Annotated in this window: 18 protein-coding genes; 15 read left to right on the top strand and 3 right to left on the bottom strand. The window is 63.4% G+C overall.

Features of this window, described 5'->3' with window-relative positions; all coding sequences use genetic code 11:
- Positions 1-557 precede the first annotated feature (557 nt).
- A complete protein-coding gene (locus tag ACEK02_RS25050; protein WP_371424202.1) occupies positions 558-926 on the bottom strand; it encodes a nuclear transport factor 2 family protein in 369 nt (122 codons plus the stop codon).
- A 236-nt stretch (positions 927-1,162) separates the two neighbouring features.
- On the opposite strand from ACEK02_RS25050, the gene ACEK02_RS25045 reads away from it, so the two are divergent.
- The 10 genes from ACEK02_RS25045 (at position 1,163) to ACEK02_RS25000 (ending at position 11,354) form a co-directional block, all read left to right on the top strand.
- Positions 1,163-1,789, top strand: coding sequence for a glutathione S-transferase family protein (locus ACEK02_RS25045; protein WP_371424201.1), 627 nt, complete (start codon positions 1,163-1,165; stop codon positions 1,787-1,789).
- A 370-nt stretch (positions 1,790-2,159) separates the two neighbouring features.
- Entirely contained in the window at positions 2,160-3,461 is a 1,302-nt protein-coding gene (gene glyA, locus ACEK02_RS25040) for a serine hydroxymethyltransferase (protein WP_371424200.1), read from the top strand.
- Positions 3,462-3,643: 182 nt separating this feature from the next.
- Entirely contained in the window at positions 3,644-4,120 is a 477-nt protein-coding gene (gene nrdR / locus ACEK02_RS25035) for a transcriptional regulator NrdR (protein ID WP_371424199.1), read from the top strand.
- A complete protein-coding gene (gene ribD, locus ACEK02_RS25030) occupies positions 4,117-5,277 on the top strand; it encodes a bifunctional diaminohydroxyphosphoribosylaminopyrimidine deaminase/5-amino-6-(5-phosphoribosylamino)uracil reductase RibD (RefSeq protein ID WP_371424198.1) in 1,161 nt (386 codons plus the stop codon). Before nrdR ends, ribD begins: the two co-directional genes overlap by 4 nt.
- Before the next feature lie 151 nt (positions 5,278-5,428).
- Complete coding sequence (locus ACEK02_RS25025; protein ID WP_371424197.1) at positions 5,429-6,040, top strand: riboflavin synthase; 612 nt, start codon at positions 5,429-5,431, stop codon at positions 6,038-6,040.
- A 91-nt stretch (positions 6,041-6,131) separates the two neighbouring features.
- Positions 6,132-6,623, top strand: coding sequence for a 6,7-dimethyl-8-ribityllumazine synthase (ribH, locus tag ACEK02_RS25020; RefSeq protein ID WP_371424196.1), 492 nt, complete (start codon positions 6,132-6,134; stop codon positions 6,621-6,623).
- Positions 6,624-6,626: 3 nt separating this feature from the next.
- Positions 6,627-7,130, top strand: a complete 504-nt coding sequence (gene nusB / locus ACEK02_RS25015) for a transcription antitermination factor NusB (RefSeq protein WP_371424195.1) — start codon at positions 6,627-6,629, stop codon at positions 7,128-7,130.
- 184 nt (positions 7,131-7,314) lie between these two features.
- The gene (thiL, locus tag ACEK02_RS25010; protein WP_371424194.1) at positions 7,315-8,298 is read left to right on the top strand and encodes a thiamine-phosphate kinase; all 984 of its coding nucleotides are present in this window, start codon (positions 7,315-7,317) and stop codon (positions 8,296-8,298) included.
- Positions 8,299-8,709: 411 nt separating this feature from the next.
- Entirely contained in the window at positions 8,710-10,830 is a 2,121-nt protein-coding gene (locus ACEK02_RS25005; protein WP_371424193.1) for a sodium-translocating pyrophosphatase, read from the top strand.
- Between the two features lie 80 nt (positions 10,831-10,910).
- On the top strand, positions 10,911-11,354 hold the full coding sequence (locus ACEK02_RS25000; RefSeq protein WP_371424192.1) for a hypothetical protein: 444 nt from the start codon (positions 10,911-10,913) through the stop codon (positions 11,352-11,354).
- Between the two features lie 82 nt (positions 11,355-11,436).
- Here ACEK02_RS25000 and ACEK02_RS24995 read toward each other — a convergent pair whose 3' ends face one another.
- Positions 11,437-13,809, bottom strand: coding sequence for a xanthine dehydrogenase family protein molybdopterin-binding subunit (locus tag ACEK02_RS24995; protein WP_371424191.1), 2,373 nt, complete (start codon positions 13,807-13,809; stop codon positions 11,437-11,439).
- A 290-nt stretch (positions 13,810-14,099) separates the two neighbouring features.
- Here ACEK02_RS24995 and ACEK02_RS24990 point away from each other — a divergent pair, with 290 nt between their 5' ends.
- The 5 genes from ACEK02_RS24990 (at position 14,100) to ACEK02_RS24970 (ending at position 21,675) form a co-directional block, all read left to right on the top strand.
- Positions 14,100-15,095, top strand: coding sequence for a Ppx/GppA phosphatase family protein (locus ACEK02_RS24990; protein WP_371424203.1), 996 nt, complete (start codon positions 14,100-14,102; stop codon positions 15,093-15,095).
- 90 nt (positions 15,096-15,185) lie between these two features.
- The gene (locus tag ACEK02_RS24985; protein ID WP_371424190.1) at positions 15,186-15,896 is read left to right on the top strand and encodes an RlmE family RNA methyltransferase; all 711 of its coding nucleotides are present in this window, start codon (positions 15,186-15,188) and stop codon (positions 15,894-15,896) included.
- A 415-nt stretch (positions 15,897-16,311) separates the two neighbouring features.
- Positions 16,312-18,366, top strand: a complete 2,055-nt coding sequence (locus ACEK02_RS24980; RefSeq protein ID WP_371424189.1) for a tetratricopeptide repeat protein — start codon at positions 16,312-16,314, stop codon at positions 18,364-18,366.
- 160 nt (positions 18,367-18,526) lie between these two features.
- Entirely contained in the window at positions 18,527-19,597 is a 1,071-nt protein-coding gene (locus ACEK02_RS24975; protein WP_371424188.1) for a hypothetical protein, read from the top strand.
- 200 nt (positions 19,598-19,797) lie between these two features.
- The gene (locus ACEK02_RS24970; RefSeq protein WP_371424187.1) at positions 19,798-21,675 is read left to right on the top strand and encodes an autotransporter outer membrane beta-barrel domain-containing protein; all 1,878 of its coding nucleotides are present in this window, start codon (positions 19,798-19,800) and stop codon (positions 21,673-21,675) included.
- Between the two features lie 85 nt (positions 21,676-21,760).
- Here the strand turns inward: ACEK02_RS24970 and ACEK02_RS24965 are convergent, their stop codons facing one another.
- A complete protein-coding gene (locus ACEK02_RS24965; RefSeq protein ID WP_371424186.1) occupies positions 21,761-23,248 on the bottom strand; it encodes a DHA2 family efflux MFS transporter permease subunit in 1,488 nt (495 codons plus the stop codon).
- Positions 23,249-23,272 lie beyond the last annotated feature (24 nt).

Here is a 23,272-nt window from a genome sequence, read left to right as displayed (position 1 = left end):
GTTCGGATAGTCTCCCCTCAAACGATGAGGGGTGGCAGCGCGCCGTGAGGCGCAAGGGGTGGTTTCTGTCGCGATCCGCTCCGCCGGAACGCCGGCAAGCTGCAACCGCGCAACGCCTCACGGCGCGCCACCGCAGCGATTTCTGTCCCCGGGACCGTTCTTCCGGGCAAAGGGCAGAGCTCCGCACTCCGCTTATCCCGGCGGTTTCCCGCCGTTCACCAATGCCACGTCCAGCCAGCATGAGTGGCAGACCCCCGTAGTGGGGCCGGACGGTGACCCAGGACCTCCCGAGTGCGCAGGGTACGTCACCCCACGCCCGCAGGCGCCGCATCCTGTCCCACTTCAAGACGCCTCTAGAAGCGCCCCTCGTGAACCGGACGAGCGGAGGATAATCCTTGTGGGTATATTGTCAATGGTTGATAGGGAAAAAATATTTGGCGGATGTGTCGGTCCGCCGTTGTCATGTTTGGCGCGACAGGGAATGACGAGCGGGAGGCAATGCGCTCATCGCATGTAGGCTCATCGAAGCACTGTCATCGCGGTTCTGCGGCCTCGAACTATCGCTCGACAAGATGCGCGCGCGAGACTGCAGGTTCAAACCGATCGGCGAAATACTGCGTTTCGTTGGCCACCCGTCCGTCGCGGAACTCCATGATGCTCACCGCATAGGATGGTATGCCGTCATAGGTCAGGATGAATTCGGTGACCCATAATTCGCCGCTGCCGATAATCCGCCGAACGGTAAAATGTTTCTCGTTTGGCTGGACAAGTCGGCTCATCTGAATGTTGCGCCGACCGCGGATGCGTTCCCCCGATTGGGGATAATAAAGCATCGCATCCTCATGGTAGATATCATGTTCGATATTTAAATCGTTCGCGTCCGATGCAGTCCAGTGACGCTCCAGGGCGGCCCGTACATCGTCCATCTTGACCTCCTGCGACAAACCTCAGGTTGGCGGCTTGGCCTGGTGCAGAGGGGACGGAGAGCCGAACCTCTCCACAACGACAGTCAGTCGCCTTTCCGGCAAACTAGCACGGAAAAGCTCCCGAAGATTTTCTTGTTCGCTGTATGATCGCAATCGATGGGGTTTCCGAGCGATCATCCTCGGGGAATTCTCTCACGCCGACGGTCTACAGATCGGCCAGGGACAAGGAAACGCCGATGCTCACGCTTCATCATCTCAACGACTCGCGCTCGCAGCGGATCATCTGGCTGCTGGAGGAGCTCGGCACACCCTATGATCTGAAAACCTATCAGCGCGATGAGCAGACGCGGCTGGCGCCGCCGGTACTGGAAGCGGTGCATCCGCTCGGCAAGTCGCCTGTGATCGTCGATGGCGACGTGACCATCGCGGAATCCGCAGCGGTTGTCGATTACATCATCCGCCGCTACGGCCGCGGCGCGATGCGGCCGGCGGAGGGCAGCGCGGAGTACGAGGCCTATCTCGAATGGCTGCATTACGCCGAGGGTTCGGCGATGTTGCCGCTGATGCTCAATCTCTACGTGTCCCGCCTGAAGGAGGCCGGGGCGCCGCTGCAGCCGCGGATCGACAGCGAGATGGCCCGGCATCTTGGTTATGCCGACCGTGCCCTGAAGGGCCGCGCGTTCTTCGTCGGTGACAGCCTGACCGGCGCAGACATCCAGATGAGCTTCGTGGCCGAGGTCGCCGGCAGTTTCAACCGGCTGGCGGCCTATCCCGATCTGGCCGCCTGGATCGGCCGGATGCATGCCCGCCCGGCATTCCAGCGCAGCGTGGAGAAGGGCGGGGCATACCGGCTGGCGAAATAGGGCCATCGGAGGCTGAGACGTTGCTGGCCCCATATTCGTCATTCTGGGACGGGAGCGGCACCGAAGGCGGCGAACCGAGCCTAGAATCCCGAGCTGTTTTGCGCTGAACATGTCGGGATTCCCCTCCACTCCAACTGGAGTGGCGGAGGCTCGAGCTCTCAGCTTCGCGAGATCTCGCCCGGAAATGACAGTGAGAGTACCGATCGGCATGTGCAATCGCCGCATTTGCGCCGCTGCCTAAATATCGCGCCTCGAGCCGCAAAACCTTGGCCTTGCCAGCCAGATATGGTATCCGGAGCACCGTTTCCTGATCGCCACTCGTGACCGTCCGCACGCTGAATGAAGGCCGCGGCGGTGGAGATATTTCCCTATGACCACTTCGGCCCAAACCGGCTCCGCGCCCGACTCGTTCTTCTCCGCCACGCTCGCCCAGGCCGATCCCGAGATTGCCGACGCGATCAAGGGTGAACTCGGTCGCCAGCGTCACGAGATCGAGCTGATCGCCTCGGAAAACATCGTCAGCCGCGCCGTGATGGAAGCGCAGGGCTCGGTGATGACCAACAAATATGCCGAGGGCTATCCGGGCGCGCGCTACTATGGCGGCTGCGAATTCGTCGATATCGCCGAGAACCTCGCCATCGAACGCGCCAAGAAGCTGTTCGGTGCCGGCTTCGCCAACGTGCAGCCGAACTCGGGCAGCCAGATGAACCAGGCGGTATTCCTGGCGCTGCTGCAGCCCGGCGACACCTTCATGGGTCTGGATCTCGCGGCCGGTGGTCACCTGACCCATGGCTCGCCTGTCAACATGTCCGGCAAGTGGTTCAAGCCGGCGCATTACACCGTGCGCAAGGAGGACCAGATCCTCGACATGGATGCGATCGCCAAGCAGGCGGAAGAGGTGAAGCCGAAGCTGATCATCGCCGGCGGCTCGGCCTATTCGCGGTCGTGGGACTTCAAGCGCTTCCGCGAGATCGCCGACAGCGTCGGCGCCTATCTCCTCGTCGACATGGCCCACTTTGCTGGCCTCGTCGCTGGCGGCGTCCATGCCTCGCCGGTGCCGCATGCCCATGTCACCACGACGACCACACACAAGTCGCTGCGTGGTCCGCGCGGTGGCCTGATCCTCACCAATGACGAGGCGCTGCACAAGAAGCTGAACTCGGCGATCTTCCCGGGGCTGCAGGGCGGTCCCTTGATGCATGTGATTGCGGCCAAGGCCGTGGCCTTCAAGGAAGCGCTGCAGCCGGACTTCAAGGTCTATGCCAAGAACGTTGTCGAAAACGCCAAGGCGCTGGCCGAGACGCTGCGCGCACAGGGCTTCGACATTGTCTCGGGCGGCACCGATAACCACCTGATGCTCGTCGATCTCCGGCCGAAGGGCCTGAAGGGCAACGTGTCGGAGAAGGCGCTGGTGCGCGCCGGCATCACCTGCAACAAGAACGGCGTGCCGTTCGATCCCGAAAAGCCGTGGATCACCTCGGGCATCCGTCTTGGCACGCCCGCCGCGACCACGCGTGGTTTCGGCATTGCCGAATTCAAGGCGACCGGCGAGATGATCGCCGAAGTGCTGAGCGCGGTGGCGCAATCCGGCGACGGCAGCGCGCCGCTGGTGGAAGCGGCCGTGAAGGACAAGGTCAAGGCGCTGACGGATCGTTTCCCGATCTATCAGTAAGGAAAGTCGTAGGTTGGGCAGAGCGCAGCGAAACCGATTATTCCGTGGTTGCTGCAAGCTCGGCTGATGGGTGTCGCTTCGGCGCTTCGTGCCTCTGCTCTACCCATCCTGCAGGCTTACGACGAGAAGGCCTGCGCGGTCAGAAGGTCGCACAGTAACGAGTGTCTGGAAGGTTGTCGGGAATGCGCTGTCCGAACTGCAATAGCCTCGATACGCAGGTGAAGGACTCGCGTCCCGCGGAAGATTCCGCCGTGATCCGCAGGCGGCGTGTGTGCGTCGCCTGTAACTTCCGCTTCACCACTTTCGAGCGCGTGCAACTGCGCGAACTCACGGTGATCAAGCGCAACGGCCGCCGCGTGCCATTCGATCGCGACAAGCTGGTGCGCTCGCTCTCGATCAGCCTGCGCAAGCGCCCCGTCGATCCCGAGCGCGTCGAGACGATGGTCTCGGCCATCGTGCGCGAGCTGGAAAGCGGCGGCGAGGCGGAGATTTCGTCGGAGACCATCGGCGAGATCGTGATGGAGCATCTGCGCGGACTCGACGACGTCGCCTATGTGCGCTTCGCCTCGGTCTATCGCAACTTCCGCGAGGCCAAGGATTTCGAGGCGGTGCTCGGCGAACTGCATGACGACGAGCGACCGGTGGTGGTCCGAAAATGATCTTCCGGATACTGGAAGATCAATACGCGCAAAAATCTGCTGACGCCAAAGCGACCGATCGGCGCTTCATGCAGCTGGCGCTGATGCTCGGCCGGCGCGGGCAGGGGCGGACCTGGCCCAATCCCGCGGTCGGCGCGGTCATCGTCAAGGATGGCGTGATTCTCGGCCGTGGCTGGACCCAGCCCGGTGGCCGCCCCCATGCCGAGCCTGTCGCGCTGGCGCAAGCCGGCGAAGCCTCACGCGGCGCCACGCTCTATGTGACGCTGGAGCCGTGTTCGCATTTCGGCAAGTCGCCGCCTTGTGCGGACGCTATCGTTGCCGCGGGAATCACGCGCGTCGTCGCGGCGATCGAGGATCCCAATCCGGAGGTCGCGGGCCAGGGCCATGCGCGGCTGCGTGCCGCCGGCATCAGGGTCGATGTCGGACTCTGCGCCGAACAGGCCGCACGCGATCATGCCGGGCATTTCCGCCGTATTCGCCACAAGCGCCCGCATGTCGTGTTGAAGCTTGCGGTCTCGCCGGACGACAAGATCGCGGCAGCCGGTCACAAGCCTGTCGCCGTCACCGGCGAGATGGTGCGGTCGCGCGTGCATCTCTTGCGCGCGCAATGCGACGCCGTGCTGGTCGGCATGGGCACCGTGATCGCTGATGATCCCGAACTCACATGTCGCTTGCCCGGCATGGCGAAACGCTCGCCGGTGCGCGTGGTGCTGGATCGCGCACTGCGCATTTCGGGCGACAGCAAGCTCGTGCATTCCGCGCGCACGACACCGCTCTGGGTGATGACATCGAGCCTGTCGGAAGCGCCCGCCGCCATGGCGCTGGGCGCCGCAGGCGCGCAGGTGCTGCGCGTGCCGGTGACGACAGCGCCGCCGCCGGGGCTGGATTTGCCAGCCGTGCTGCAGTGCCTGTCGGAGAAGGGCATTACGAAGCTGCTGGTCGAAGGCGGATCGAAAGTGGCGTCGTCGTTCGTGGCGGCGGGGCTGGTGGATGAAGTCTGGCTGTTTCGCGGAGCGAAAGAAATTGGCGACGATGGCATCGCCGCGCTGGATGCATTGCCGCTATCGGCGATCACCGCGTCGCCGGATTTCGTGCAGCGTGCTAGCGAGACAATCGAGAACGACACTTTGACGATTTATGAGAGAAGCACCATTTAGCTAAGCCCCTCATGGTGAGGAGGCGCTTTTTCAGCGCCGTCTCGAACCATGAGATCGCTGGGCTCGATATTTGCCGCCATCCTTCGAGACGCGACCAAGTGGTCGCTCCTCAGGATGAGGGCGGAGTGATTTGGTAGGAAAGAGACCGAACATGTTCACCGGCATTGTCACCGATATCGGCGTGATCGAGAGCCTGACGCAAGTGGCGCAGGGCCAGCTGCACCGGCTGCGCATTCTCTGTGACTACGACCAGACCACCATCGCCGATGGCGCCTCGATCGCCTGCAACGGCGTCTGCCTCACGGTGGTCGGCTCCGGCGTGGCCAATGGCAAGACCTGGTTCGACGTGGACGCTGCCGCCGAGACGCTGGGCATGACCACGGCGAAGCACTGGAAGCTCGGCACCCGGCTCAATCTCGAGCGTGCGCTGAAGATCGGCGACGAACTCGGTGGCCATATCGTCGCCGGCCATGCCGACGGCATCGCCACCATCGTGTCGCGCGAGAACTTGCCGGACATGGCGCGGATCACCTTCCGCACCACGCGCGAACTCGCCCGGTTCATCGCCGCCAAGGGCTCCATCACGCTGGATGGCGTGTCGCTGACGGTGAATACCGTCGATGACGTCCAGTTCGCCGTGCTGATCATCCCGCATACGCTGAGCGTCACCACGCTGGGCACCACGTGGAATGAAGGCAGCGAGGTCAATATCGAGGTCGACCTGATGGCGCGCTATGCGGCGCGGCTTTCGGAAATGAAGTAATCCGGGGCTCTATCAGCCCTTGGCATATGGCGCCGCTGCGCCTAAAACCCTGCGCAATCAATCAATTTTCGCAATTTTCGATGGAATACCGATGGCAGACGCGCGACGCGCTCATTTGCAGGACCAGACCGACATCACGGGCGCGCGCGTCCTGATCGTCGAGGCGCGGTTCTATGACGACATTCAGGATGCGCTGCTGGAAGGCGCGATCGTCGAGCTGAAGGCAGCCGGCGTCAGTTATGACGTGCTGACGGTGCCGGGCGCGCTGGAAATTCCCTCGACCATCGCGATTGCGGTGGATGCTGCTGCGAAAAGCGGCAAGCCTTATGAAGCGGCAATCGCGCTTGGCTGCGTGGTGCGTGGCGAGACGTTCCATTTCGAGATCGTCTCGATGGAGTCGTCGCGCGGACTGATGGACCTGTCCGTCGATCTGCGCCTCCCGCTCGGCAACGGGATCATCACTGTGGATACCGACGAGCAGGCCTGGGCGCGCGCGCGCGCCGGCGAACTGAACAAGGGCGGGGATGCCGCCCGCGCCGCACTGTCCGTGCTGCGCCTCAAGCGCCGTCTGGCGAAGGCCTGAGTGATGGCTGACAAGAAAGCCGACTTCAAGAAGCCCGTCCCCAAAGGTGATCGCAAGGCCAACCGCCGCGGTGCCGCGCGTCTTGCCGCCGTGCAGGCGCTGTATCAGATGGATGTGGGCGGCTCCGGCATCAACGACGTCTTCGCCGAGTTCGAGAGCTTCTGGCTCGGCAGCGAGATCGAGGGCGACCAGTATCTTCCCGCCGAAGAGGCGTTCTTCCGCGACATCGTGTCCGGCGTGGTGCGCGATCAGAACAAGCTCGATCCGCTGATCGACGACGCGCTCTCCAGGAGCTGGCCACTGCAGCGCATCGAGGCGATCCTGCGCGCGGTGATGCGCGCCGGCGCCTATGAGCTGGAACATCGCAAGGACATTCCGGGCCGTGTCGTGGTGTCGGAATATGTCGACGTCGCGCACGCCTTCGTCGAAGGCGACGAGACCGGCATGGTCAATGCGGTGCTCGACCAGATCGCCCGGCAGTTTCGCGCGGAAGAGTTTTCGCGCTAGCATCAGCCGTCATCGCGAGGAGGCGCGTAGCGCGTAGGATGGGTAGAGCGCAGCGAAACCCATCACTTCCCGGCGCGTGGTCGATGGGTTTCGCTCCGGCGCGGTGCGCCTCGCTCTACCCATCCTAAGCACCGTGCGCTCTTGCTCAACCCGGCGATGACTGACTGAGGTGGAGACGTTGTGCATGACCTCCGGCGAAGACTCCCTGATCTTCAGCTACTTCAAGCCGCTCGCGACTGATCCAGGCGCGTTCGGGCTGACCGACGACTCCGCAGTGCTGAAGGCTGACGGCGAGGACATCGTCGTCAACACCGATGCCATTGTCGAAGGCGTACACTTTCTCCCCGACGATCCCGCGGACACCATCGCGCGCAAGGCGCTGCGGGTGAACCTCTCGGACCTCGCCGCCAAGGGCGCGGTGCCGGGCGGCTTTGTACTGACGCTGGCGTTGCGGACATATGACGAGGCGTGGCTGGCGGAGTTCGCGCGCGGACTTGGCGAAGACATCGCAACATTCGGCTGCGCGCTGCTTGGTGGCGATACGGTCTCGACGCCGGGGCCGCTGATGGTTTCCGTGACTGCATTTGGTCGCGTGCCGGTGGGCAAGATGGTCCGCCGCCACGGCGCGGCGGCGGGGGACTGCGTGGTCGTGAGCGGCACGATCGGCGATGCCGCGCTTGGCCTTGCGGCGCTGAACGGCGGCGCGGTAGCGACGGCGCTGGCTGATGACAGTAAGGCGCGTGACGCGCTCGTGACGCGCTACCGCGTGCCGCAGCCGCGCAACGCGCTGGCCTTGGCGGTGCGCGATTTCGCGACGGCGTCGATGGATGTCTCCGACGGATTGGCCGGCGATCTCGCCAAGCTGTGTGCCGTTTCGGGTGTGTCCGCTGTCATCGATGCATCGGCCATTCCGCTGTCGGCTTCGGCCAAGGTGCTTCTCGATCGCAGCGTGGTTGGTCTCGAAACCCTCGTCGCCGGCGGCGACGACTACGAAGTCCTCTGCACCATTCCCGAGAATCATATGCCTGCCTTCGTGCAGGCTGCACAGCAAACGGGCGTGCCGATCACTGTCATCGGGACGATTGTTGCAGGTGCGTCGCCGCCGCGCCTTGTCGATCAGGCGGGCAGGGACATCGTGTTGAAGCGCCTGTCCTACAGCCACTTCTGACTAGCCTCACCGTTCCTGCAAGCGCGGAGCTAACCTCTCCCCGCATCTTGCGCGGGGAGAGGTCGCCGCGTCTTCGCGGCGGGTGAGGGGCGGGGCAAGGGGGGCGGCGAACGCGGACTATCGGTTCCGAAGGTGGCGATCCGACACTGCCGCGTTTGGAGAGCGGCTATTGCCATGCCCCTCACCCGACCCGGCTTCGCTGCGCTACGCCGGATCAACCTCTCCCCGCGCAGAGCGGGGCGAGGTTAAGAGCTCCTCCAAAAATCCTGCATTAGCCCTTTGGCAGCGTTGCACGCAGGTACCGATTTTGCCATGCTCGTCAAACGAGAGGCCGTCCTCACGTGCTGGGCAGGCCTCCTTTTTATGCGCCAAATAACAAGGCGCCGGGCAGGAAGGACTGAGGCAGATTCCATGACAGCATTGTGGGTGATCGTGCTCTGCGGGGCACTGTCGATCGTTTACGCGATCTGGGCGACGAGTTCTGTGTTGAAGGCCGATGCGGGTAACGCACGGATGCAGGAAATCGCAGCGGCCGTGCGGGAGGGCGCACAGGCCTATCTGAAGCGACAATATCTCACTATCGGCATCGTCGGCGTCGTGATCTTTGCGCTGCTGGCCTACTTCCTCGGCACGCTGGTCGCATTCGGCTTTCTGATCGGCGCCGTGCTGTCGGGTGCAGCCGGCTTCATCGGCATGAACGTGTCGGTGCGGGCCAATGTCCGCACCGCGCAGGCGGCGACCATCTCGCTGGCCGGCGGCCTCGAACTCGCCTTCAAGGCCGGTGCCATCACCGGCATGCTGGTGGCGGGTCTGGCGCTGCTCGGCGTCACCATCTACTTCGCCTATCTCACGCACTTCCTGGGCCTCGCTGCCAACAGCCGCACCGTGATCGATGCGCTGGTGGCGCTCGGCTTCGGCGCGTCGCTGATTTCGATCTTCGCGCGTCTTGGCGGCGGCATCTTCACCAAGGGCGCTGACGTCGGCGGTGATCTCGTGGGTAAGGTCGAAGCCGGGATTCCCGAAGACGATCCGCGCAACCCGGCAACGATCGCCGACAATGTGGGCGACAATGTCGGCGACTGCGCCGGCATGGCCGCCGACCTGTTCGAGACCTATGCGGTGACCGCGGTCGCCACCATGGTTCTGGCCGCGATCTTCTTCGCGAGTTCGCCATTGCTGGTCAACATGATGACGCTGCCGCTCGCCATTGGCGGCATCTGCATCCTGACCTCGATTGCCGGCACCTTCTTCGTCAAGCTCGGTGCCAGCCAGTCGATCATGGGGGCGCTGTACAAGGGCCTGATCGCCACCGGCGTGTTGTCACTGTTCGGCGTTGCCGCCGTGATCTACTGGCTGATCGGTTTCGGTCCGCTGGCCGGCGTGAAATATACGGGTCTGGCGCTGTTCGAATGCGGCGTCGCCGGCCTCGTCGTCACGGCGCTGATCATCGTGATCACCGAATACTACACCGGCACCGACTATCGGCCGGTGAAGTCCATCGCGCAGTCGTCGGTCACCGGCCATGGCACCAATGTGATCCAGGGTCTGGCGATCTCGATGGAGGCGACGGCGGGTCCGGCGATCGTCATCATCGCCGGCATTCTCGTCACCTACAGCCTCGCGGGTCTGTTCGGTATCGCGATTGCCACCACGACGATGCTGGCGCTGGCCGGCATGATCGTGGCGCTCGACGCCTTCGGTCCGGTGACCGACAATGCCGGCGGCATTGCCGAAATGGCTGGTCTGCCGAAGGAAGTCCGCAAGGCCACCGACGCGCTCGACGCGGTCGGCAATACCACCAAGGCCGTTACCAAGGGCTATGCCATCGGCTCGGCAGGTCTCGGCGCACTGGTGCTGTTCGCGGCCTACAATGAAGATCTCAAATTCTTCATCGCCAATGCCGCGAAGTATCCGTACTTCCAGGGCGTGCTGCCGGACTTCTCGCTGAACAATCCCTATGTGGTGGTCGGCCTCTTGTTCGGCGGTCTGCTGCCATACCTGTTCGGTGCGATGGGCATGACGGCCGTGGGCCGTGCCGCCTCGGCCATTGTCGAGGAAGTGCGTCGTCAGTTCCGTGAGAAGCCGGGCATCATGCAGGGCACCGACAAGCCGGATTACGGCCGCGCGGTGGATCTGCTGACCAAGGCCGCGATCAAGGAAATGATCATCCCGTCGCTGCTGCCGGTGCTGTCGCCGATCGTGGTGTACTTCATCATCTACGCCATTGCCGGGGGCGGCGCCGTCGGCAAGTCGGCGGCATTCTCGGCGGTCGGCGCGATGCTGCTCGGCGTGATCGTCACGGGTCTGTTCGTGGCGATCTCGATGACCTCGGGCGGCGGCGCCTGGGACAATGCCAAGAAGTATATCGAGGACGGCCACTTCGGCGGCAAGGGCTCCGACGCCCATAAAGCCGCGGTGACCGGTGACACTGTCGGCGATCCCTACAAGGACACGGCGGGCCCCGCGGTGAATCCGATGATCAAGATCACCAACATCGTGGCGCTGTTGCTGCTGGCGATCCTGGCGCACTAGACGGCCGAGAGCACGAATGCAAAAATCCCGCGGCGCAAGCCGCGGGATTTTTCGTCGTCCGTTTGATCAGGTAGGACCACATGCAGCCGTTGCCCCATGGTCGGGTTCGTTTTCGTCACTGTTTCGCAGCCATCGCGCTGCTTGTTGCCTTCACCGCACCGGCCTCGGCCGCCGAACAATGCCCGGTCTCCGATGCCGCCATCACGAAAGCCGGCGGTTACGTCCAGGCCGTCACTGCTGCCGTGAACACCGAGTTCAGCTGCGAAGGCGCATACCGGATTCTCGAACTCTGCCAGCTCGGTTCGTCCGGCGATAATGCGCTGTCCGACATTGTTCTGTCGAAATGCGAACCGCGCTTTCTGCCCAAGGCAGCCGTTGCCACGAAGGCTGCCTATGAGAAGGCCCGCGCCAAGTGCAACAAGATCGCGGAGAAGAACGAGGGCTCGATGTATCAGGGACAGGCCGCGGTCTGCATCGCGCGCTCCGGGCGGGATTTCGCGCGGAAATACGGGACGAAGAGCTAGGGGTCCTGTCGGAGACGGCAGCGTAGACGACAGAGAAAAGCCCCGCATGTGATCGCGGGGCTTCATGTTGAGATGGTCTGGCTTATGCCGCCTTGCTCTGCTTGCCGTCCTGGATGGCGCGCCAGATGCGCTCCGGGGTCAGCGGCATGTCGATATGGGTGACGCCGTAGTCGCTGAGCGCGTCGACCACCGCATTGACGATGGTGCAGAGTGAGCCGGCGCAACCGGCTTCGCCGCAGCCCTTGGTGCCCAGCGGGTTGGTCGTTGCCGGCGAGGGATGATCGCCGACCAGCATCAGCGGAATGTCGCCGGCGCGCGGCATCGCATAATCCATGAAGGAGCCGGTGATCGGCTGGCCCGACGCGTCGTAGCTGACCTTCTCCATCAGCGCCTGGCCGATGCCCTGGGCGACGCCGCCATGCAACTGGCCGGCGACGATCATTGGATTGACGATGGTGCCGAAGTCGTTGACCGCCGCGTAATTGACGATGGTCAGCACGCCGGTGTCGGGATCGATCTCGACTTCGGCGACATGGCAGCCATTCGGGAAGGTCGACGGCACATCCGATGAGGTGTGGTCGACGTCGAGCGATGACGGCACGCCGTCCGGCATCTTGCCCTCGCGCACACGCTGCGACAATTCCATAATGTCGATGGAGCGGTCTGTACCGGCAATGGTGAAGCGGCCGGCCTTGAATTCGATATCGGCTTCGGATGCCTCTAACAGATGCGCGGCCGCGGCCTTGCCCTTGGCGATGACGAGATCCGAGGCTTCGACGATGGCCTGGCCCGATGCAGTGATCGAACGCGAGCCGCCGGTGCCATTGCCCATGCGGACGAGATCGCTGTCGTTCTGTTCGAGCCGGATGGCGTCGAACGGCACACCGAGCTGCGCCGACAGCACCTGCGCGAAGGGCGTGGCGTGGCCCTGGCCGTAATCCAGCGTTCCGGTGGTCAGCGTCACGGTGCCGTCTTCACCGAATGTGACCTTGCCGAGTTCGCCTGAGGGGGGCGCGGTGACTTCGAGATAGGAGCCCACCGCAATGCCGCGCAGCTTGCCGTTCTTGCGGCTGTCCTTCTTGCGTTTGGCAAAGCCGGCGTGATCGGAAATTGCCAGCGCCTTCTCGAACACGCCCTGGAAATCGCCGCTGTCATAGGTGACGCCTGACGCGGCCTTGAAGGGTAGTTGCGATGGCTTGATGAAGTTGCGCTTGCGCAGTGTGACGCGGTCGATGCCCATCTCGTCGGCGGCGCGGTCGATCAGCCGCTCCATGAAGTAGTTGGCTTCGGGGCGTCCGGCACCGCGATAGGCGCCCATCAGCGTGGTGTTGGTGAGCACGCATTTGATGTCGACTGACAGCAGCGGCGTCTTGTAGACGCTGGCGAGATTCTTGCCGGTGTTGAGCGACAGCGGGCTCGGCGAGACGCCGGTGATGTAAGCGCCGAGATTGCCGTAGCCTTTCAGGCGCACGGCGAGAAACCTGCCGTCCTTGTCGAGGGCGAGTTCGGCGTGGATGTCCTGGGCGCGGCCCTGACTGTCGGAGAGGAAGCTGGAGGAGCGCTCATCGAGCCACTTCACCGGTCTGCCCAGTTCCTTCGCGGCATGCAGCAGGCAGATATATTCGGGATAGCTGATATTCTTCATGCCGAACGATCCGCCGACATTGCCGGTGAGGATGCGGACCTTGTCGGGCGCGACATTGAGCTGCTTGGCCAGCGTATTGCGGTTGCCGGCGACACCCTGGGTCGGCACCTGGATCACGTAGCGGCCGCCGGACTTCTCGTAGGTGGCCAGCGCGCAGCGCGGTTCCATCGACACCACGGCGACGCGGGTATTCTCGATGTCGAGTTTTGTGACATGCGCGGCCGAGGCAAAGGCGGCCTCGACGGCAGCCGTGTCGCCATAGTGATAGTCGAGCGCGACATTGTCCGGGATGTGGTCGTAGAGCTGCGGTGCGCCGGGCCTGGTCGCGGCCTCGCAATCGGTGACGGCGGGCAGGGCTTCGATGTCGAGGACGACGGCTTCGGCGGCATCGCGCGCCTGCGCGACTGTCTCGGCCACCACGAAGGCGACGGGGTCGCCGACATAGCGCACCTTGTCGGTCATCAGCGCGTGGCGATTGGTCTGGAACAGCGGGGTGCCGTCATGGTTCTTGAGCGGCAGGCCGCAGGTGAAGGGGCCATAATTGGCGGCTTCGAGATCCCGTCCGGTCCAGACGCCGCGGACACCGGGCATCGCCCTGGCGGCCTCGGTGTCGATCCCGCGGATCACGCCATGGGCATGGGGACTGCGGACGATCCAGGCATAGAGCTGGCCGGGCAGGTTCATATCGTCGGTGTATTTACCTTTGCCACGAACAAGGGTGTCGTCTTCCTTGCGCCGCACCGGCTGGCCGACCCCGTATTTCTGCATGGCGATCGTGTTGTCGACGGGCGAGCCGGTAAAATCTTGCATGGTGAATCCGTCAAATATGGATGATTTCAGGATTTGGCGCGGTCTGGCGCCTCTGCGGCCTCCTCAGATAAGGCGGCGTTAGCTGTAGGACAACGGACGTTTGGGCATGGGGCTGCGCCAAGGTTGCGCCGATCCTGTGCCCTGCTAAACTTTCCGTGAAAGAATATTTCCATCTCGGCCGGAGCGGTCGCGGAAAGACAGATTGAATGGATGATGACACGCGGCTTCGCGGCGGCCATGAAGTGGACAACGCTCGGCCGGGCGAGGGTGTGCAGGGATTGGTTGCAGCTATGGCCGACGGCGCGCGCGAAGCCGCATGCGCCAACACCTATGCCGCGCTCGATCTCGGAACCAATAATTGCCGCCTGCTGATCGCCTGTCCCACGGGCGACAGTTTTCGCGTGGTCGATTCGTTTTCGCGGATCATCCGGCTGGGGGAGGGCGTCTCGACCTCCGGCGTCATCAGCGACGCGGCGATTGCCCGGGCGATCTCGGCGCTCAGCGTCTGCCGCGACAAGATCCGCGCCCGTGACGCGCAGCGGCTGCGGCTGATCGCGACGGAAGCCTGCCGCGCGGCATCGAATTCGGACGCGTTTCTCGACCAGGTGGCGCGCGAGACCGGCATCACGCTGGAGATCATCGACCGCGAGACCGAAGCGGCCCTGGCCGTCATCGGCTGTTCGCCGCTGATTGATCCGCAGGGGCGCGGTGCCATCCTGTTCGATATCGGCGGCGGCTCGTCGGAACTGGTGCGCATCGAGCGCGATCCGACGGATCCCAATGGCAAGCCGCTGATCAAGGCGTGGATGTCGATCCCGCTCGGTGTGGTGACGCTGGCCGAGAAATTCGGCGGCAAGCATGTGACCCGGGACAGCTACACGCAGATGATCGCGGAGGTCGCCAAACACGTGGCGCCATTCGCGGCGGAACATGCAGAGGATCTCGACGGGATGCACATGCTGGGCACCTCGGGCACGGTGACCACGCTGGCCGGCGTCTATCAGGGACTCGCGCGCTACGATCGCCGCCGCATCGACGGCATCTGGCTCAGCAATACCGAACTCGACGAGACCATCGCGAGGCTGCTCGACATGACCTATGCGGAACGCGCCGCCAACCAGTGCATCGGCCCGGACCGGGCCGATCTGGTGCTGTGCGGCTGCGCCATTCTGGACGCCATCCGCAACGCGTTCCCGTTGCCGCGGCTGCGCGTCGCCGACCGGGGGCTGCGCGAGGGCATGCTGGTGGAAATGATGCGCGAGGACGGCGCGATCCGCGCGTCCTGAGCCAGATTAGCGCGATCGAGCACGAATATTCGGGTTTCCCGCCATGCCGTGCTAAGGGAAGCGCGAATAGCTGAAAGCAAGCACGAGACCATGGCCAAAGACACCACCGGACGCCTGCGGATCCAGGTCAAGAGCGCCGGCAGAATGAAACTGTCGTCGAAGCTCTGGCTAGACCGTCAGCTCAATGATCCCTATGTGCAGCAGGCCAAGAAGGACGGCCTGCGTTCGCGCGCGGCCTACAAGATCATCGAGATCGACGACAAGTACCGCTTCCTGAAGCCCGGCCTGTCGGTGGTCGATCTCGGCGCCGCCCCGGGTGGCTGGAGCCAGATCGCTGCGCGGCGCGTCGGCTCCGCCGAAGGCAAGGGGAAGGTGGTGGCCATCGATCTCCTGGAAATGCCGGAGATCATCGGCGTCACCTTCGCCCAGATGGACTTTCTCGACAATGATGCGCCCGACCGACTGAAAGCGATGATGGGTGGGCTCGCCGACGTCGTGATGTCCGACATGGCGGCCAATACCACCGGTCACCGCAAGACCGATCAGCTGCGTATCGTCGGGCTGGTCGAGGATGCTGCGGCCTTCGCCGCCGACGTACTCAAGCCCGGCGGCACATTCGTCGCCAAGGTGTTCCAGAGCGGCGCCGACGCCACGCTGATGACGCAGTTGAAGCGCGACTTCGCAACGGTGAAGCATGTGAAGCCGGCCGCGAGCCGCAAGGACTCGTCGGAGCGCTACGTGCTGGCGATGGGTTTTCGCGGCGTCGCAGGTGATCACCGGCTCGGTGAGCACGACAACTAGTGTAGCCTCATCGTTTCGACGCATTCGCGCGCCGGGATTTGCCGGGCATCACCCGAACGGGTGACGGCAATGGAGCACGATGCGTTTCATCATGACGTCGGTGAGCTTCCTCGCTGTTCAAAACCTCCGATCCCCGGCGCTCGTCACGCCGGGGACTTTTGTTTGTCGGCATCACACCGGTGCCCCCACACGGTGATCGCTTCGGCTGTATTACCCTGAATGGGGTATGTCGGATTGATCATCTGCGGGACCCCCAATATGCTGAGGCATTGCATAATGATGGGTCATTGCGGGCCATGGGGCTTTTTCGGCATTCGTTGGGTTCGGCGCGGTAATGCAGGTGTAATGCTGCATGGGCGACCAGTCGTTGTTTGATCAGGAAGCAGCCAAAGGGGAGACTGTCGCGCGGAGCCACGTGCGGTCGTTTTCGCTCGTCCTGCTTGGCCAGTTTGGATTGCTGGACAGGTCTTCGGGTGCCCGCATACCCGTGACGTCTCGCAAGGCGCGCGCATTGCTTGCCTATCTGGTCATGGCGCCGCGCTGCACGGCCGACCGCGCCACTCTCGCGGCCTTGCTGTGGGGCGAGAGCGGCGATGATCAGGCACGGCAGAGTCTGCGGCAATCGCTGAGCAGCCTTCGCCGTATCCAGGTGAATGGCGATGGACTTCTGCAATCCGATGACGAAACCGTCCGGTTGGCGTGCGAACTCGTCGATGCCGATTGTCTCAACCTGCTGCAATTGCCGGATGATGCCGACACTCCCGATCTGATGCGCGTCTGCGCGTCCTATCAGGGCGCGTTTGGGGTCGGACTGGAAAGTGTTGAACCCGCATTCGACGACTGGTTACGCGGGGAGCGTCAACGCGTGATGGACCGTGCCATCGTCCTGCATGATCGCCTCGTCAAAGCGCTGGAACGTGACGGGCAACAGCAGGAAGCGCTTGTCGCTGCGAATGCGCTTCTGGCCATCAATCCGATCCGCGAGGAAACCCATCGTCTGATCATCGCACTCGAGGCGGTCGTGTCGGGGCGGGCGGCTGCGATGCAGCGTTTCGAAGCCTTTCGTATTCTGCTCCGCGACGAACTGGCCGTGCGGCCGGAGCCCGCAACGCTCAAGCTGATCGACGGATTGCGCGATCTGCCGGGGGCTGAGCCGGCTACGGATGACGAGGCGTTTCGGCCAAGCGGAGCCGAAGCGCCTCAAGCAGGCCGGGTGGCGCCACGCGTCAGCCGGCGCGGCGTTGTTCTGACCGTGGGCGGATTGCTAACGCTGTTCATCGCGGCCGTCATATGGGTCTGGCCCGGAGATCGAAGTATCGATGACCGGCGATATGGCCGCATGTCGGTCTCGCTGGCACCCATCCGCGGCGGCAGCGATCCACGTAGTCAGGACCTGATCCGCGCGCTTGCCAGCGAAGCCTCGCTGGCGTTTTCGCGCAACAACAGGGTGACGCTCATCGAATTCATCGACACGTCGTCTCGGCGGCCGGACTATCGCATCAGTTCGCAACTGGTTTCGAGCGGTCAGGCCATGCGTATTGACGTCAATCTGACGGCCGCCGGCACCAACGAAACCATATGGTCGGGTTCCATTCCTGTGAATGCCGGACCGGCGACCGGGTTCGCGCGCGAGCTCTATGGCTATGTGACCTCCGAGATCGTGCTGCATCAGGCCAGGCTGCTGGCGCAGACCAGTTCGGTGCCGGCGAAACTCTGGCGCGCCCGTGCTGCGAAATTACAGACTCGGCTCGGCGTCGAGGATCCAACGGCAATCGCCTCGTACAAGGAAATCCTCGCGGAAGACCCGACCAACGTGATCGCGCTGCTCGAGCTGTCCGATTGCCTCATCCTGCGGGTGGCACGAAACCAGAGTCCGCAACGCGCCCAGGATATCGCTGCGATCAGTGACCTGCTGATCCGCGTGAAGCCGCTGGTGCCGAACTCGTCCGATATCGCCTTCAAGGAAGGCATGCTGAACAAGCTGCAAGGCAACTTCCAGCAGGCGCTAAGCAATTTCGAGCAGTCGGTGCGGCTCGACCCCGCGCATTGGAACGCTGCAGCCCAGTATGCCCATATCATGATGTTCCTCGGCCGGCTGCAGGAGGGTTATCGCCTGATGCAGGAGGCCACGCCCAATCTTCTGCCCGATCTCGGCGCGGCCGAGACGGCCTATATCGCCGGCGAAACAGCTCTGGTCACAGATCACTATCCGGAAGCCGCGCAATATCTTGGCATGGCCGTGACCGGCAATCCCACGGTCGGGCGCATCCAGGCGCTGTATGCGGTGGCGTTGTTTCGGGCCAACCGGCTGGACGAAGCCCGTGCCGCGGCAGAAAAAGCCCGCCAGCTCAGCCCCAACTATACGCCGGAGTCGCTGGGACAACGCGGCGGTCGCACGGCGGATGCACGCTATGTCGAAGCGCGCAACCAGATGGTCGAGGCGTTTCGTGCCGTGCGGGCGCTGAAATAGGGCGTTTCCTTCGCTTTCGCGTCCTCTCACTGCGCTTTGACGATGGCTTGACGCCGCAGCTCCTACAGTCTGCGTTATGAACTCACCTAAAATCACCTTCGACCAGGCGTCGCGATCCCTTCTGGATGCGGTCGTGGATCCGTCGCGGTGGACTGCGACCATGGATCTCCTCGCGGAGTACGGAGGTGCCGCAGGCAGCCTGCTGCTCCCCGTGAAAGGGAGGGGTCCGGGAAACCCGAGTTCGCAGTCCCTGGCCGCAGGGCTGGAGATCTATTACCGCGACGGTTGGCATGAACGCGACGAGCGGACGCGCGGTCTGCCGCTGATCAAGCAGCAGGGCATCTTCGTGGACCAGGACTTCGCCAGTCCCGAAGAGATGGCGTCGTCGGATTATTATCGGGGCTTCCTGGCGCGCTACGACTGCAATTGGTCGGCGGTGATCGGCTTTTCCGATCCGATCGATGAATGGTGCCTCGTCTTCGAGCGCGGCGACCGCCACGGCTTTTTCGATCGCGCGGAACAGGACGACCTGGTCCGGTTTTCGGCCCCCCTCGCTCAGGCGGCAGCCCTCGCGCGCAGCCTGTCCTATGCCAGCGCGACAGCGGCGCTCGACGCCTATCAGAGTATCGGCTGCGCCAGTTTTCTCATCGATCAGGCCGGGCTGGTGGTGCGGCACAATCAGAAGGCCCAGGCGCTGATCGGCAACGGGCTTGATTTGTATCGTCGTGTGTTGCGATCGACGCATCCGCCGGACAATGCCGGGCTCGAAGCCCTGATCGGATCGCATCGGCCCGGAAGACTGAGCAAGGCGCCGCCGACGAACGTTGCCTTGGTACATCGTCGCGGCAAGCGACCGCTGATCATTCGCGCAATCGCGCTGGAAGGGCTGGCCGCGTCGATTTTTGCACGCGGCGCGATCCTGTTGCTGGTCTCCGATCCCGACGAGCCGAGAACGCCAACGGCGCCGGAAACGCTTGTCCGAGTTTTCGGCCTGACCGAGACAGAGGCGATACTTGCATTGCATCTCGAGCAGGAATTGTCGCTTCGCGGAAGCCGCCACACGGATGTCGATCTCCGTGGAGACGGCCCGGACACATCTAAAACGCATTCTGGTAAAAACGCAGACCCATCGCCAGCAGGAGCTCTTGATGTTGCTTCGTCGCCTGGCACCGTGAGGGCAGCGCCGTGGGACAATTCTCGCGGCTTCTGCACAAGGCGCTCTCGCGCATGATGCAGTTTCGCCACAGCGCCTTCAATTCGAGGCGACCTACCCCAAGCGGGGTACGACGTCCGCAGGCAACGCCCCGTAAGCACGGTCAAGGCGGACGATGCTCCGCTCAAGGTTCGAACGGCGAGATGCATCCGCAGGGCAAGCGGTAGCTCGGGACAGCGATCCGTTTGCGCTTCAATAACTTTGCTCCCGGGGGAATTATGAAGTCATCGCTGCGCATTGCATTCCTGGCCTCGACGGTTTTTGCGACCTCAGCGTCGGCGCAAACGTTCAATCAGTTCATCGTTTTCGGACCCAGTCTGCTCGACAGCGGTTATTTCAAGCTAAGCGGGGGCGACCTTCATTTCGCGGCGGCCCGTGCTGCCGGCGCAAGCATGACGCCATCGGGCGGCATCATGAATACCGACATTCTGGCCGCGCGCTTCGGGTTGGCGGATATCTCGCAAGGCGTCTCTCCCACCGGGACGAACTACGCGGTCTCCGGCGCCACGATCAACGGCACCAACACCCTTCCCACCGCAGGCGCGACGCCCAGCATCGTCCAGCAGATGAGCAACTACCTCGCTTCGACAGGCGGTGTCGCCAATGCGAATGCGCTGTATCTGCTCAGCGCGGGCAGCAACACCACCGGGAATCTGGTGCAGCAGGCCGGCATCTTCACCAATGCAGTCATCGCGCTCCGCAACGCCGGTGCGCGCTATATCCTGATCCCCAATCTCGCGCGCGGCGATGTGCTCAACACGACGATCTATCAGAATCTGGCAAGCGCCGGCGTCAACTTCATTCCGGCCGACCAGCCGGCGATGATAGCCGCCGTCAGGGCCAATCCGGCGCGGTTCGGATTGCTATCGGCGGCGCAAGGTCCCGCGCCGATCGCGCCGGCGACGTCTTTCGCGGGCGTTGTCCCCGCTTCGTCATCGGCCTGTCAGCCGACCACCGGCAGCTATTCCGGCTACGGCTTGTATTGCATTCCGTCGACGACGCCGGTCGCTGGCACCGCCTATCTCACATCGGCCAATGCGCTGCAGACCAACCTGTTCTCCGACAACTTGCATCTGTCGCCTGCAGGCCAGAAAATTCAGGCGGACTACTACTACAGCCTGATCGTCGCGCCGAGCCAGATCTCGTTCCTGACCGAGAGCACGATTCAGGCGCGCCGCGGCGTGACGCTCGGCATTCAGGAGCAGATCGACATCACCCAGCGCCGCGCGACGCCTGGCTTCAATGTCTGGTTCAATGGGGACGTGTCGTCGCTGAAGCTCAACAACAGCTCGCCGGGCTTCCCCGGCGATCCCTCGACGCCGATCTCGGGCACGCTGGGTGGCAGCTACACCTTCAGCAATAACGCATTGATCGGTGCCGCCGTGACGCTCGGGCAGTTCGATCCGACCTTCACCTCGGGCGGCGGCTTCCGCCAGCAGGAAGTGGCGGCCACTGTGTTCGGCGCTGTCCGTGCCGACAGCCTGTGGGCCAATGCGATCATGAGCTTCGGTTGGCAAAAATATGACGTCAACCGCGTCGTTCCGCTCGGCATCACATTCGACAGCAACACGGGCAATACGCACGGCAAGAACTTCTCCTTTGCCGCGCTGACCGGTTACGACTTCCGCCAGGGGGCGATCACCCACGGCCCGGTTGCCGGTGTCGAAGTGCAGTCAGTCGGCATCGATGCCTTCACCGAAACCGGCAGCTTCACCAGCCTGGCATTCTCGAATATCGGCCGCACCTCGACGGTGTCGGCGCTCGGCTATCGTGCGGCCATCGACTATGGCAACTGGCGTCCGTTCGCGCAGGTGACGTGGAATCACGAATTCGACAACACGGCAAACCGCGAAATCACTGCCTCACTAACAACGATCGCCGCGCCCAGCTATTCGATGCCCATCGTCCAGCTCGGTCGCGATTGGGCGAGCGCCGTGGTCGGCACGACCGTGACGATCGCGCGCGACTGGACCGGTCTCGCGGCCTTTAACGCCCAGCTCGGCCAGAATGGCACCACCAACTATGGCGGTCGCTTCGGTATCAACTACGCGTTCAACCCGGCTCCGGTGGGATTGCCGGTGAAGGCGAAGTACTGACGGCATTCGTCGGCACGGGAAAGCGTGCGCCGCCGAGTCAGGATCAAGCTGACGGGCAGTATGTGCGAGCGGGACGACGGCGACTCTACCCCAGCCGCTGATCCCGCGTGTCTTCGGTGGTTTCGCTCGCCGCCTTGGCGGCGGCGTGTTCGGCACCTTTCTTTTCGCCCTTGCGGCTGGCGATCTCGACTGCCTTGCGACCCGAAATCTCGTTACCGGCATCCGCCGGCATCTGCCAGAAGAACCAGGCGGAGGTCGCCGAAATCAGTGCCACCACGAGAAAGGCGGGGGCGAAATCGCCGGCCGAAAGCTCCGTCATGCCGCGCCAGACCATGGTGCTTTCGACGCTGAATGCGCCGATGGCGACGCCGGCGGAAATCGAGAGCTGCTGCGCCACCGCCGTCAGTGTGGTCGCGCGGCTGAGCTGCGGCGCTTCGACTTCCGCAAAGGCCACCGTGTTGATCGCGGTGAATTCGAGCGAGCGGAAAAAGCCGCCAACGACGAGGATCAGCAGGATCAATGTCAGCGGAGTCGAGATCGTGAACAGCGCGCAGACCGCGAGGAAGACCGAACTGACAATGGCGTTGACGGTCATCACGTTGCGGAAGCCGAAAGCGCGGATGATCCGCGTTGCCAGCGTCTTCATGCCCATGGCGCCGACCGCCGAACCGAAGGTAACGAGGCCGGACTGGAACGGCGACAGTCCGAAACCGGTCTGCATCAACAGCGGCAGCAGGAAGGGCAGCGCGCCGATCCCGAGGCGGAACAGGAAGCCGCCGATGATCGCGGCACGCAGTGTCGGGAAGCGCATCAGCGAGAAGTCGAGCACCGGCGATGCCGTGCGCTTGGCATGAATGAGATAGAGCACCATCGACACGGTGCCGACGCTCAGAAGCGCGGTGACGATCTGCCATGGCAGCAGATTGAGCCCTGCGACCGACAGGCCGAAGGCGATGCCGGCAAGGCCGACGCCGGCCAGGATCAGGCCCATCAGATCGAAGCGCTCGGGATTCTCGGAGCGGATCGGATCGATATAGCGTTGGGCCAGGAATATGCCGACACAGCCGATGGGGATGTTGATCAGGAATATCCAGTGCCACGATGCGTAAGTGGTGATGAAGCCGCCGAGCGGCGGCCCGATCACCGGCCCGATCAATGCAGGGATCGACATCCATGCCATGGCGTTGACGAGGCCGGCCTTGTCGATGGATCGCACCAACACGAGACGACCGACCGGCGTCATCATCGCGCCGCCCAGCCCCTGGACGATCCGCGCGATCACGAAGTGGGTCACCGATTGGGACAGCGCGCAGCCAATCGAGCCGATCATGAAGACGACGATAGCAATCGAAAATACCGACCGCGCGCCGAAACGGTCTGCGGTCCAGCCGGATGCAGGAATGAACACCGCAAGCGAAAGCAGGTAGGAGGTGATCGCCAGCTTCAGCGTCAGCGGGCTGGTGCCGATATTCGCCGCGATCGCTGGCAGCGAAGTCGCGATCACCGTGGAGTCCATGTTTTCCATGAACAAAGCGGAGGCGACGATGAGTGGGATCAGGCGTTCTTTGGTCATGAAATTATTGACGATTCTTACGAG

The sequence above is a fragment of the Tardiphaga sp. genome, assembly GCF_041424195.1.
GTDB lineage: Bacteria > Pseudomonadota > Alphaproteobacteria > Rhizobiales > Xanthobacteraceae > Tardiphaga.
The sequence above is the reverse complement of the archived record's forward strand: the minus strand, read 5'-3'. Positions and strand labels throughout refer to the sequence as shown.

Bases quoted from the DNA above. Each gene is read 5' to 3' on its own strand.
- ACEK02_RS24985 (WP_371424190.1), top strand. From the start codon at position 15,186: ATGGCCAAAGACACCACCGGACGCCTGCGGATCCAGGTCAAGAGCGCC.
- ACEK02_RS24970 (WP_371424187.1), top strand. From the start codon at position 19,798: ATGAAGTCATCGCTGCGCATTGCATTCCTGGCCTCGACGGTTTTTGCG.
- ACEK02_RS24990 (WP_371424203.1), top strand. From the start codon at position 14,100: ATGGCCGACGGCGCGCGCGAAGCCGCATGCGCCAACACCTATGCCGCG.
- glyA (WP_371424200.1), top strand. From the start codon at position 2,160: ATGACCACTTCGGCCCAAACCGGCTCCGCGCCCGACTCGTTCTTCTCC.
- ACEK02_RS24965 (WP_371424186.1), bottom strand. From the start codon at position 23,248: ATGACCAAAGAACGCCTGATCCCACTCATCGTCGCCTCCGCTTTGTTC.
- ACEK02_RS25000 (WP_371424192.1), top strand. From the start codon at position 10,911: ATGCAGCCGTTGCCCCATGGTCGGGTTCGTTTTCGTCACTGTTTCGCA.
- ACEK02_RS25005 (WP_371424193.1), top strand. From the start codon at position 8,710: ATGACAGCATTGTGGGTGATCGTGCTCTGCGGGGCACTGTCGATCGTT.
- thiL (WP_371424194.1), top strand. From the start codon at position 7,315: ATGACCTCCGGCGAAGACTCCCTGATCTTCAGCTACTTCAAGCCGCTC.
- ACEK02_RS24975 (WP_371424188.1), top strand. From the start codon at position 18,527: ATGGATCTCCTCGCGGAGTACGGAGGTGCCGCAGGCAGCCTGCTGCTC.
- nusB (WP_371424195.1), top strand. From the start codon at position 6,627: ATGGCTGACAAGAAAGCCGACTTCAAGAAGCCCGTCCCCAAAGGTGAT.
- ACEK02_RS25025 (WP_371424197.1), top strand. From the start codon at position 5,429: ATGTTCACCGGCATTGTCACCGATATCGGCGTGATCGAGAGCCTGACG.
- ACEK02_RS25050 (WP_371424202.1), bottom strand. From the start codon at position 926: ATGGACGATGTACGGGCCGCCCTGGAGCGTCACTGGACTGCATCGGAC.
- ACEK02_RS24995 (WP_371424191.1), bottom strand. From the start codon at position 13,809: ATGCAAGATTTTACCGGCTCGCCCGTCGACAACACGATCGCCATGCAG.
- nrdR (WP_371424199.1), top strand. From the start codon at position 3,644: ATGCGCTGTCCGAACTGCAATAGCCTCGATACGCAGGTGAAGGACTCG.
- ACEK02_RS25045 (WP_371424201.1), top strand. From the start codon at position 1,163: ATGCTCACGCTTCATCATCTCAACGACTCGCGCTCGCAGCGGATCATC.
- ribH (WP_371424196.1), top strand. From the start codon at position 6,132: ATGGCAGACGCGCGACGCGCTCATTTGCAGGACCAGACCGACATCACG.
- ribD (WP_371424198.1), top strand. From the start codon at position 4,117: ATGATCTTCCGGATACTGGAAGATCAATACGCGCAAAAATCTGCTGAC.